This window comes from Vibrio nigripulchritudo ATCC 27043, from assembly GCF_000222685.1.
Lineage (GTDB): Bacteria > Pseudomonadota > Gammaproteobacteria > Enterobacterales > Vibrionaceae > Vibrio > Vibrio nigripulchritudo.
In genome coordinates this window covers 1-11057 of sequence record NZ_AFWJ01000058.1, presented here as the reverse complement: position 1 = coordinate 11057, position 11057 = coordinate 1, and the positions used below count along the sequence as shown (strand labels likewise).

Genomic DNA, 11057 nt, shown 5'->3' with positions numbered 1-11057 from the left:
CCCAAATATGAGCATGTTCACGCGTGACCGTATTGGAATTGAACGCGTCGAAGTTCATGTAGACGTCTGAGGGCAATTCATCGAACGAGATAGCAGGATGAATATTGGTATTAAGTTGTCCACGCATTTGTCTTATCACACAGCAACACTGTCTTTTTAGGGATATGTATTATTATACAGACCTGAGATACTGACAAACCAGTCACTTATTGCGATGGAGTTCACATGTATCACTTGTTTCCATTCTTTACCGTTCTTATATGGAGTGGTAATGCCATCGTAAATAAAATGTCGGCAGATATCGTCGAGCCAAGCGCCATGAGCTTCTATCGCTGGTTGCTCGCGGTTCTTATTCTTTCGCCTTTTTGCTTGAGATACACTCTGGCAAAAAGAAAAATCATTCTGCCCTATATACCCAAACTTCTTGTTTTGGCGCTTCTTGGGATGGTTCTCAATCAGTCACTTGGCTACTATGCCGCGCAGACAACCTCAGTGTCTAACATGGCATTGATTACCTCACTTGTTCCTTTGATTAGCATCTTCCTGAGCGTTCCTTTGCTGAGGAAAAAAGTCTCTTTTCTTAGTGTCGTGGGTGCAGCGATCTCCCTGTTTGGTCTGGCATTTATGCTGGGGCAAGGAGATGTACTCTTTATATTCCAGCAAGCCATCACTGAAGGCGACTTACTTATGGTTCTTGCGGCTATAGTTTACGCCCTTTACTGCGTGCTGGTTAAAAAGTGGAAAATGCCCTTCGGTAATTTGCAGTTCATTTACCTTCAGGGAGTACTTGCCGTCGCTATGCTGGCGCCTCTCTGGCTCAGTAGTGAAAACCTGACACCCGTTGACGAAGCATTACCACTTATCGCGTATGCAGGGTTTGGTGCTTCTGTGATTGCCCCATGGCTTTGGGTGAAAGCAATTGACGTTCTCGGCGCCGATACGTCTGCGATGTTCCTAAATTTACTTCCTGTCCTTGCTGTCGCCTTAGCCGCAGCGCTTCTGGATGAAACCATTCAACTGTTTCATTTAATCGGCGGTTTGTTTGTAATATCAGGTGTCATGATGGCTCAGTTTAAGCGTAAGCCAGCGGTCACCACGCCAGTGGTGGACTGACCACCTGGTTCAAAATTAGAAGAAAATCATTTCCAAAAAAGCTCATTCACTTTAGTTTTCAGGCAAGTTTTTTGAGGAATAAATCAAATACACTTGTACTAACAGACATAAACCTTGTAATTACAAATAGATAGAATACAAATAGTTACTAAAATGTAATTTGTTAACTAATTGAAATTCAATCACATTGTATCGCCCTCGTTGCTTGATTTCGCACCAAAACAAACTAACTTTAATAGAAACAACAAACAACGAAAGGCATTCGCAATGAAAACGTTACAGTCGGTTTGGACAGGCGAGCAATGGAAAGGTCTGGAGGATATAAAAGCTCTGGACAGCGAAAACACGCTCGCTTTGCTTTTTGGCTCATTGGATTCCAGCCAGGAAGCGATAAAACGTTTACGCGAAGCGATGCCGAATACCTTGCTTACAGGGTGCACAACCGCTGGTGAAGTCTCTGGTCTTCAGGTGCACGAAAATGCTCTTGTCGCCACTTTTGTCTGTTTCGAAAAAACACCTATCCGAATGCTGAGGTTACGCATCACCGATGAACATGCCGATCAAAAAGATGTCGGAATCCAAATGGCGAAGCAGTTGATGGAAACCGACAACCTGAAACACATTCTGGTTTTGAGTGACGGTTTACACGTAAACGGCTGCCAGCTTACCGAAGGGTTCGAATGCGCAGTGCCAGACCATATTAAAGTGACCGGTGGTCTGGCTGGCGACAACGAGGCATTCGAAAAAACCTTGGTGCTTTATCAGGACGAAGTGGAAGAGAAACAGGTGGTGGCGGTGGGCTTTTACGGAGATGCAATCTCGGTCAGCTATGGTTCTCGGGGGGGCTGGAGCTCATTCGGATTGCAGAGAAAGATTACTCATTCTGAAGACAATGTGCTTTACGAACTGGATGACGAAAACGCTCTGGATATCTACAAAAGTTACCTCGGCGAACTTGCTTGCGAGCTGCCCGCTAGCGGATTAAGGTTCCCACTTGAGATTACTGAACCAACTAAATCCACTAAGCTGGTTCGAACCTTATTAGGTATTGATGAAACCACAGGTTCTATCACCTTCGCGGGTAATGTACCAAGAGGAGCAACAGCAATGCTCATGAGGGCAAACGTCGATTCCTTGATAGACGGAGCGCAGGACGCTGCCGAAGTATGCCGTGACCATTTAGACGGCAGCCCTCAGTTCGCCATTCTTATCAGTTGTGTTGGAAGAAAGCTGCTGCTCAAGCAGTTGGTGGAAGACGAAATCGAAGTCGTAAACGAAGAGCTCGGTGACCAGACTCTTCTATGCGGTTTCTATTCCTATGGAGAGATTGCCCCCTATGACAAAAATTTTCCTTCCGAACTGCACAATCAGACGATGACCATCACTGCGTTTTCGGAATCCTGATATGCATAGACTGCTGAAACGCCAACTGCGCAAAGCTTTCCCAGACGGTGTCCCTGAAAAAGGAGACACCTTAGATGCAAAACAGCTTCAGAAATTCATTGAACTGGTCAATCAGGGCTATCAGTCGATGGCAGAACAGCTGACCATTACCGAACGTTCACTCGATTTAAGTTGCACAGAACTCACGAAACGAAACAACACACTCAGCCTCATTCTGGATGCGTTACCAGATATGAGCTTTTGGATAGACAAGGAAGGTTTGGTGCGTGATATCAGACCCGGAAACTTCCCTTCTTCCTTTATCTCTTCTGAGGAAAACTTTAAAGAACTGGAAGAAGTCAGCATAGTAAAAAGTTCTCCTGAGTTAGCCAACTTTCTGAAAAATTATCAGACCAAAGACAAGTACGTTGCAGAACTTAACCTGTATGCCAACCAGACCCAATATCAAGTAAAAGCCAGACTAACAGCGATCAGCCATAATCGCTGGTTGCTGGTATTGCGCGACATTTCACTCAGCAAACAGCTTGAAATGCTGCAAAAACAGCGCCTTGAACAGATACAAAAAGCACAGAAACAGTTGCAGGGCTTGGTGAATGCCGCACCTATGGGTATTGTGATTTGTAACCCCAACCAAGAAATCATCATGGTCAATCAATACATCAGCCATGTCTTTGATAAGCCCAAGCGTGAGTTTCTTGGGCTGAACCCTTCAGAACTGGTGTCCAGCAAGCATCATCTTACTTTACAAGCGAACATCAACGATGTTTTACAGAATCAGGAAGAGGAGTATAACCGTCGACTGGATATCGTTCTTACCCTCCCTTCTGATGAATACATGCAGGCAGAAATCGCGCTGAGCACATTGATGTTCGAAGACCAGCTATTGCTTATTATGTCCATTTCCGACATCAGCGAACGCAAGCAGTTGGAAAAGCAGTTACGAATTCTTGCGGCTACCGATCCACTCACTGGTGCTTATAACCGGCGCAGTTTCAACGACTTTACTGAACGTGCCATCGGTACCTGCCAGCATATGAAGTCACCACTTTCCCTAATCATTCTGGATATCGATTTCTTCAAGAAAATCAATGACACCTATGGTCACGCCGCTGGTGATGAGGTGTTAATTTCTGTGGTTGAGAAGATCAGTGAAGTAACAAGGGATACCGACATTCTGGGTCGCTTAGGTGGGGAAGAATTCGCTGTTGCCCTTCCCAATGCCACACTCGAACTGGCGAATGATGTCGCCGAACGGATCCGGGAAGGTATTGAAAATATGGTGGTCACTAACGGAACCCAGAATATCCGTTTAACGGTTAGCCTTGGTGTGGTGACGCTTACCGACAATATGTTGAATAACCCACTGGAAATGGCCATCAACTCCGCTGATGAATATCTGTACTTTGCCAAAGAACACGGCAGAAATCGGGTGATTAACAGCGAGCAGTACAGCAAACTGACGAGCTAGCCGTCAGCTCGCGTGAATCAGTCTTTCAATTCCTGATGCAGTCTCAGGTTCTTCGCAAAGCAAACATTTCTCGCCATTTCAGTAAAGCCAACAGCTTTATGACAAGCAATGCTCGCATGGTTGTTGATGTCAGAATCGCTGGCCAGCCACTGATAGCCTTGACGCTGTGCCCAACTTTCAGCTTGACGCAACAGCAGTTTACCGAAACCCTTACCGCGATATTCTGAATCAATAAACCACCCTTCTACATAAGGTACACCGCGGGCATCAATGCCTTCTGCATGGCTGCGGATATTGAGTTCAATAAAGCCAACTACCTCATCATTTTCATTATCAAGAACAAAGACTTCGACAATATGAACACTCGACAAATCAAAAAATGACTCGATATCCAATTTGTGTGCTGAAAGTTCATCAGGCCACAGGGCATTTCGTAGTTTCGCCCAGTCTTCTTTGTCTTTTCTCTCTGCTCGTCTGACTATCACTTTTTATCCTTATTTAAAGCCTGAAGTTTGCTGACCAAATATGTATGTTTTTTAATCATAGTCGTAAATCAGGGCATTGGAATGCATATATACCTTTACAAGTTCTATAAAGTGCCAAAAGCGAGTTTAATTGAATATAAAAAATGCGAGTGCAAAAGCACTCGCATTTTTATTTTGTGGAATCAGTGTCTACTTATTTCACGGCACACACTTTAGTCCAGCTACTGTCACTTCCTGGAACAGATGAAGTGTACCAGTTGGCTTTGTAAACAACGTTGTTGTGAACCATTTGGTCACCACCTGTAGCGTGGCTTGGGTTACCCGCCCAGTCAGTTTGAGGCCAGTTAGGGTAAACGTTGATACCAGTAGTATCACAAGTACCATCACCTGGACCACCAGGACCACCGCCAGTCAGGTCGCCGATAGGTAGGTTCGGATGCTCAAACTTGAACGCGTAGTCTTTACCGTTAACTTTCACTGAGTAGTTAGCAGGACCAGAGATAGGTAGGTAGTAAACCATATCTAGCTCGTAAGTGCCGCCAGCTGGTAGTGCTTTCCAGTTAGGTAGAGAGAACGATACGCGGTGCATTGGTCCGTCTAGACCACCAATGTTGTTCGCACGAGTGTGACCAGAAGCAATAACTTTCAGACCACCACCAGACTGATCTTTCGCATTGTCTGGAGCAGACACTGGGATATCAAACTGGAACTCAGTACCACCAGGTAGTTCAGTACCTGTGTTGTTAGTGAACGTTACTTTCGGGTTGATTGGGTAGTTTTGGTCACCTACTTTGAAGCCACCAACAGATACTGCAATGTCTACTGCTTCAGCAGGAGTTGGAAGTACCGCTACCTTGTTACCGTAAGGTGTTGCAACTTGGAACTTGTCGTACATGGCTTTAGTCATGGTGTTACCCATGTGGTACTCACCATTGCCTGTCGCACACGCCTGCTCTGATGCGTCTACTGTTGTACGGTTGCCGTTTGCATCCAGTACGTAACAGTTGTAGTCACCTGCAAGCTCCCAGAACATGATACCGCCGATCTCTTTATCGATGACGTAGTCCGCTTTCACGTTGATGGAGTCTTTATCTTCGATAGAAAGGAATACGCTCTTCTGTGCGTTCCATAGCCAAGGTGCCACTGCCACACTATCGTAATGGCGAACGTAGTTACCCACTAATTTGTGGTCAGGGTTGTTAACAGGGTCTAGCTTGTACGCTGCTGCGTATGAACCGTAGATGCCTTTCTCAAGGTTCTTCGCATGCCAGATTGGGTTAGAACCCGCACCCATTTCTTTTTTGGTCTTAGGATCGGTATCGTGCCACATGTTGTCTACACCCGTCGCACCGTAACCACAGTTGTTCTTCTCACCTTCACCAGTGCCAGGAAGACACTCAGCTTGGTTTGGAAGAGGTGCACGACCCCAAAGACCGTTCTCACCACCGTTAACACCCTGCCAACCACGTGAGTAGTATGGAACACCGATGTTGATACGACCAGCTGGCATTGAGCCGCGGAAGTAGTGGTATGCCCAGTCTGTGTTCAGGTAGCCGATACCACCGTAAGCAGCTGTACCGTATACATTCCACTGAGCAAGCTCTGAGTCTTTACCTGTGTCATAAAGCGCGGCGTTGTGACCTACGTGATCGTTCCAGGCACCGTGCAAGTCGTAAGACATGATGTTTACGTAATCGAGGTACTTAGTTACGTCGAATGTTTCCATACCACGTAGTAGGTAGCCTGATGAAGGTGCCGCGATAGTCAGCATGTAGTGATGACCATCTTGAGCAGAAGCTTGGTCAACTTTCTGACGAAGCACTTTCATTAGCTCTTGGTAAGAAGCCCATAGGTAAGCACGACGAGGTTCCATGAACGCTTTGTCATCTGGGTTACCCGCTCCAGCCATTGATGTTGGGTATTCGTAGTCGATATCCAGACCATCAAACTTGTACTTACGCATCATTTCAACAGCAGACGCAGCAAACTTTTCAATGCCAGCGTGGTTGATAGAACCGTCTGCGTTGGTTGTCATGGTGTAGAAACCACCGTCAGCGACACGCGTACCGTCAGCACCGAAGTGACCGCCAGTCTCAGCCCAACCACCGATAGAGATCAGTGTTTTAACGCCGTGTTTTTGCTTAGCTGTCGCCAGTGCACCGAAGTGACCCTTAAAGCCTAGAGCTGGATCAACTTCTACACCTGGCCAAGTTTTACCTACTGCTGCGTTGTTAGGATCGTTCACATCACCGATGTTCACTTTTCCATCTGCACCAATACTTACAAACGCGTAGTTAATGTGGGTCAACTGCTCCCATGGAATATCTTTTACAAGGTACTGTGCTTGAGGGTCGTCACCAGCTCGCCAGCTAGTGAAGTAACCGATTAGACGACGTGGGTGATCGGCGCCCATTTTTTCACGACCTTCCTGGTCATAAATAGTACAGTAAGGAACGGTTACACCAGGAGTTTGGTGAAGACCGTCCGGTCGACAAGCTTCGTGGTCAACTGCCGTTGTAGCTGCCACTGGGGCTGAAAATGCGCTTAATGCCAACATGCAAGAAGCAGCCAACGTGCTCAATGAGAAAAGACCCTTTTTCTCATTAATGTGGTGCGAATGTTTCATCTCTTTATCCTTAAAATCTATTAGAAAGATCAAACTGCAAAACGCATCAAAACTTGTAATGCGTTGCAAAATAACCATAGATTGGAGACGCGAATTCGGCACGTATTAAAGATTCAATTTCAAAAATGACTCGCAAACATGTGTTAATTTTATGCAACAAGGGCAGAGATAATTTGTATCAAGAACTAAATTTTATAGCATTGCGAATATACTATTGATTTGCATCAAATTCTGGATTAAATCGGTTTGCAGTCTCTGATACAGATAAATCCACTAAAGATCACACTTTATGCCCGAGTTTAGTTTGCATTCCTCTGACAGTAATCTTACATAAATATTGCAACATTCTATTTTCATTTGATTTTTTTGTTACTGACACATTCTGTCAGAGTGACTTTCTATTCTGTTCCTGAACACACTCACAAAGGAATAAATCAATGGAACAGGTAATCGAAGTGGTTAACTACAAAGTGGCAGACGGAGTAACTGAGGATCAACTTCTGGCGGCATCGGATAAAATTGTTGGCTTTCTTAATCGTATGGAAGGATTTCTATACCGTTCTCTGAGCTTCAACCCGGAAAATGATGTCTGGACAGATACGGTTTACTGGCAGAACCTAGATAATGCAAAGGCTGCGTCTGCAGAGTTTATGTCGGCTCCTGAAACTCAGGAGTATGCCTCTAAGATTCAGATGGAATCTGTTAACATGCAGCACCAATTGATCAAGTCGGATACCGGCTGTTCAAACTAATTCAAGGGAACGGATAAAATGAGCAAATCAGAGAGACTGTTCGAGCTACTGACACTACTTCGCTCCAAGCGTTACGCCGTCACAGCAAAACATCTTGCCGAGGTGATGGAGGTAAGTGAAAGAACCATCTATCGCGACATTCAGTCACTCATTTTGTCTGGCGTTCCCATTGAAGGAGAGGCGGGAGTCGGCTATCTGCTGAAGTCGGGCTCTCACCTCCCTCCACTTATGTTCAATGAACAAGAAATGATGGCACTGGAACTCGGCATGCGAATGGTTAGAGCATGGTCAGATAAGGAGTTGGCCGAAGCAAGTCGTTCCGCCTCGCGAAAGATAATGTCTGTGCTGCCAGACAACCTCAAGCGACAGGTCGAAGAATTTCCATTGCTGGTACCGGACTATCACATTCAATCTGAAACAGCGGCAAGAAGTCAGATGCTTAGAAATGCCACCAAGTTGCAACAAGTGGTAAAAATGAAGTATCAGGCTGAAGACGGCGCAGTTTCCGAAAGAGTGATCCAACCTCTTGGACAGATATTCTGGGGAAAGGTATGGACTCTGATTGCATGGTGTGAGCTCAGAGAGGCTTATCGCAATTTTCGGGTCGACAGGGTTATTCAGCTGGAAGTGTTAGAGACCAGATTTACGACGAGTGAAACCAAATCTCTCAAACACTACATTGCTCAATATGCGCCACCAGATGAGTGACGCATCAGGGGAAGTGAGTTACTTATATTCGTACAATTACTCGTCTTCAAGCCAGCTCATTTGAGGCAGTTCATCAAGATGCTCTTTGTATCTTTTCAGATTGAACGCCTCGTCGTTTTTCATCACACCAAAAACTTCTAACATGAGCGCACAGGCGATCATATCAATGGCGTCTTCACGACTGTGCCCTGTCATCATTAAGCGCATTAAGGTTTCTTTCACTTTAATAGGGTCGCCATCTGCGATCTGGTTTTCCACCACTTCACGAAGATGTTCATCAGTCATTATTGCTTCTTGCTCGTTGCTCATTTGTCATCCAGCCAGTTAAAAACAGGCAGAGTATACCTGCTGAACCCACAATAATCACTGAGTCAATTGAAGAATATCAAGAGCTTCATCGTTATAACGCTATACAATTTTACTGACGTAAAAACGTGTGTGAGAAAAATGATGAAAAAAGGCAGCGATATTCTGCGTGGCAAACTGAACACAGAATTCAAGACTGTATCCGCAATGATTGAGATCTATTGCAAAGCGCATCACACTCAACCCTGTTCAGACTGCCATTCGTTAGAAAACTATGCGGAGACTCGGCTAGATCGTTGCCCTTACGGAGAAGACAAACCAACTTGTAACTGCTGCCCTATCCATTGCTACAAACCTGAACCAAAGGAAAAGATGCGAATCATCATGCGTTATTCAGGTCCCAGAATGCTGCTTTATCATCCGATTCTGGCTATCCGACACCTTATCCATGAAAAGCGTGAAGTACCCGATTTGCCGAAAACAAATTTGTCTAACCGTCATTTGAGAATGAAATCTAGTTAATAGCCGCCCTATCCCATTTCAATTTATATCTAGGCTACCTAACCCATTAATTTTTATTAATAATTCGTGGCACTTTGCATTTTTATGCCCATAACACCCGGTTTCATATGACACAATACTTCCCATCAACAAACTTAATCACTTAATGCCATTTTTAGCATTGAACTCAAATGAGAATAAGATGGGTAAGATAAAGAAAATCAGATTAAACAAAGTAAAGGTCAGACTCGCAGATACCAAAGATCCCATTGCTTCTAAAATTAGTTGGGATCCAGTTGTTCCAGGAGGCACCAGATATAAATCTCAGGCACTTTTCGAAGAACCTGATAAAGTCAGGATCTCTCGCTCACTGACAGCAACGTTGCGCGGTATCGCTTTCATCGTTCCTGGATTATTTGCCCTTATTTGTAGTTTCACTGTAATGGCTAGTAATGATGACTCTACGCTAAGCACATTCCTACTGGTTTGGGGAGGTATGTTTAGTGCATTTGGTCTTCGAACGTTAACAAGGAATCGAAAGGTTATTTTCGACAAAAGCTGTGGTTTGTATTACTTCGGGTTCAAACAGGATGTCTATGACAAGATCGACCCGACTGAACAGGGAAACCTTAAAGACATTCACGCCATTCAACTCGTTAGAGAGTTAATGGGGTGCGAGAGAAAATATGTAAGCCATGAACTCAATCTTATATTTCGCAATGGAGAACGTCTGAACGTGATGGATCATGCAAAAAAAGATGCCATTGAGGACGCTGCGATGCGCTTAGGCGAGTTCTTGGATGTACCAATATGGAAAGCTGAATATTAGTCGCCCGTAATCACATCTTATACCTAGACGATATCACTCATGATTAGAACGGCGTCTTTCGACGCCGAACTAAAAAGGCAGTGTCATTTTCTCCTAAAAGCAAAGTGATCCTGACAAGAAATACCACCATACTGCTGCCACAATTCACCATCTGTCATTCTATCAGCGAGCAACCGAGCAGAACCTGCAGCGAGCGTCCAGCCGTACATTCCATGCCCAGTATTGGCATATAGGTTGTCTAACTTTAGCTTATCGATAAGTGGCATGCTGGAAGGCGTACAAGGTCTGCTGCCCTCCCACCTTTCCAAAACATTGGTGTAATCTGCTGCGTTAGGGAACCTTGCACGACAGGTTCGAAGCAACTCGTCGACCCTGCTTTTCGTACCCTGTGGCGTATTCGTAACAAAATCAGCAAAGCCTGCCACACGCACTTTGTCACCAATTCGTCCAATCACAAACTTATTGGCGATATCTGTAATGCTGACATTCGGTGACGTTTCTACAGCCGGAAACGTTAAGCTATAGCCCTGTACCGGGTAGATGGGCAGGGAGATACCCAAAGGCTTCAGAAGATGACCAGAGCCATGCCCCGCAGCCAGTACGACTTTATCTGCAAGCATTTTTTCAGATTGCGTTTCGACTCCGGTGACTAGGTCTGCATCGCTAAGAATACTCAGCACTTCGCACCCTAATTTCGCATCAAATGCGTGATTCTTTCTTAATAAATCGAGCATGGAATGGCAATATTGCTCAGCATCTCCAATATCATCGATATCAGAAAACAGCCCACCCACTAAGTTTGTGCCAATATGTTCTAATGCAGGCTCTTTTTCCAGACATTCTTGAGCGGTAAGAATGGATTGCC

At 45.0% G+C, this 11057-nt stretch carries 11 protein-coding genes; 7 read left to right on the top strand and 4 right to left on the bottom strand.

Annotated features, from left to right (window positions below; genetic code table 11):
• Window positions 1-225 precede the first annotated feature (225 nt).
• The 3 genes from RH89_RS07090 (at window position 226) to RH89_RS07080 (ending at window position 3985) form a co-directional block, all read left to right on the top strand.
• A complete protein-coding gene (locus tag RH89_RS07090) occupies window positions 226-1113 on the top strand; it encodes a DMT family transporter (protein ID WP_004400624.1) in 888 nt (295 codons plus the stop codon).
• Window positions 1114-1380: 267 nt separating this feature from the next.
• On the top strand, window positions 1381-2517 hold the full coding sequence (locus RH89_RS07085; RefSeq protein WP_004400623.1) for an FIST signal transduction protein: 1137 nt from the start codon (window positions 1381-1383) through the stop codon (window positions 2515-2517).
• 1 nt (window position 2518) lies between these two features.
• Complete coding sequence (locus tag RH89_RS07080; RefSeq protein WP_004400622.1) at window positions 2519-3985, top strand: sensor domain-containing diguanylate cyclase; 1467 nt, start codon at window positions 2519-2521, stop codon at window positions 3983-3985.
• 17 nt (window positions 3986-4002) lie between these two features.
• On the opposite strand, the gene RH89_RS07075 is transcribed toward RH89_RS07080, so the two are convergent.
• Together RH89_RS07075 and RH89_RS07070 are read right to left on the bottom strand one after the other, a co-directional pair.
• Window positions 4003-4470: a GNAT family N-acetyltransferase gene (locus tag RH89_RS07075; protein WP_004400621.1), complete on the bottom strand. Its 468-nt coding sequence runs from the start codon at window positions 4468-4470 to the stop codon at window positions 4003-4005.
• Window positions 4471-4663: 193 nt separating this feature from the next.
• Window positions 4664-7096, bottom strand: coding sequence for a chitinase C-terminal domain-containing protein (locus RH89_RS07070; RefSeq protein WP_004400620.1), 2433 nt, complete (start codon window positions 7094-7096; stop codon window positions 4664-4666).
• Between the two features lie 437 nt (window positions 7097-7533).
• On the opposite strand from RH89_RS07070, the gene RH89_RS07065 reads away from it, so the two are divergent.
• A complete protein-coding gene (locus tag RH89_RS07065; protein ID WP_004400619.1) occupies window positions 7534-7848 on the top strand; it encodes a hypothetical protein in 315 nt (104 codons plus the stop codon).
• Window positions 7849-7866: 18 nt separating this feature from the next.
• The gene (locus tag RH89_RS07060; protein WP_004400616.1) at window positions 7867-8556 is read left to right on the top strand and encodes a helix-turn-helix transcriptional regulator; all 690 of its coding nucleotides are present in this window, start codon (window positions 7867-7869) and stop codon (window positions 8554-8556) included.
• A 36-nt stretch (window positions 8557-8592) separates the two neighbouring features.
• Here the strand turns inward: RH89_RS07060 and RH89_RS07055 are convergent, their stop codons facing one another.
• Complete coding sequence (locus RH89_RS07055; RefSeq protein WP_004400614.1) at window positions 8593-8865, bottom strand: hypothetical protein; 273 nt, start codon at window positions 8863-8865, stop codon at window positions 8593-8595.
• A 141-nt stretch (window positions 8866-9006) separates the two neighbouring features.
• On the opposite strand from RH89_RS07055, the gene RH89_RS07050 reads away from it, so the two are divergent.
• Together RH89_RS07050 and RH89_RS07045 are read left to right on the top strand one after the other, a co-directional pair.
• Entirely contained in the window at window positions 9007-9384 is a 378-nt protein-coding gene (locus RH89_RS07050; protein WP_004400612.1) for a nitrous oxide-stimulated promoter family protein, read from the top strand.
• Between the two features lie 181 nt (window positions 9385-9565).
• On the top strand, window positions 9566-10192 hold the full coding sequence (locus tag RH89_RS07045) for a hypothetical protein (protein ID WP_004400610.1): 627 nt from the start codon (window positions 9566-9568) through the stop codon (window positions 10190-10192).
• 83 nt (window positions 10193-10275) lie between these two features.
• Here the strand turns inward: RH89_RS07045 and RH89_RS07040 are convergent.
• A partial coding sequence (locus RH89_RS07040) for an FAD-dependent oxidoreductase (protein WP_004400608.1) occupies window positions 10276-11057 on the bottom strand: 782 nt, incomplete at its 5' end.

Bases quoted from the DNA above. Each gene is read 5' to 3' on its own strand.
- RH89_RS07090 (WP_004400624.1), top strand. From the start codon at position 226: ATGTATCACTTGTTTCCATTCTTTACCGTTCTTATATGGAGTGGTAAT.
- RH89_RS07085 (WP_004400623.1), top strand. From the start codon at position 1,381: ATGAAAACGTTACAGTCGGTTTGGACAGGCGAGCAATGGAAAGGTCTG.
- RH89_RS07080 (WP_004400622.1), top strand. From the start codon at position 2,519: ATGCATAGACTGCTGAAACGCCAACTGCGCAAAGCTTTCCCAGACGGT.
- RH89_RS07070 (WP_004400620.1), bottom strand. From the start codon at position 7,096: ATGAAACATTCGCACCACATTAATGAGAAAAAGGGTCTTTTCTCATTG.
- RH89_RS07065 (WP_004400619.1), top strand. From the start codon at position 7,534: ATGGAACAGGTAATCGAAGTGGTTAACTACAAAGTGGCAGACGGAGTA.
- RH89_RS07060 (WP_004400616.1), top strand. From the start codon at position 7,867: ATGAGCAAATCAGAGAGACTGTTCGAGCTACTGACACTACTTCGCTCC.
- RH89_RS07055 (WP_004400614.1), bottom strand. From the start codon at position 8,865: ATGAGCAACGAGCAAGAAGCAATAATGACTGATGAACATCTTCGTGAA.
- RH89_RS07050 (WP_004400612.1), top strand. From the start codon at position 9,007: ATGAAAAAAGGCAGCGATATTCTGCGTGGCAAACTGAACACAGAATTC.
- RH89_RS07045 (WP_004400610.1), top strand. From the start codon at position 9,566: ATGGGTAAGATAAAGAAAATCAGATTAAACAAAGTAAAGGTCAGACTC.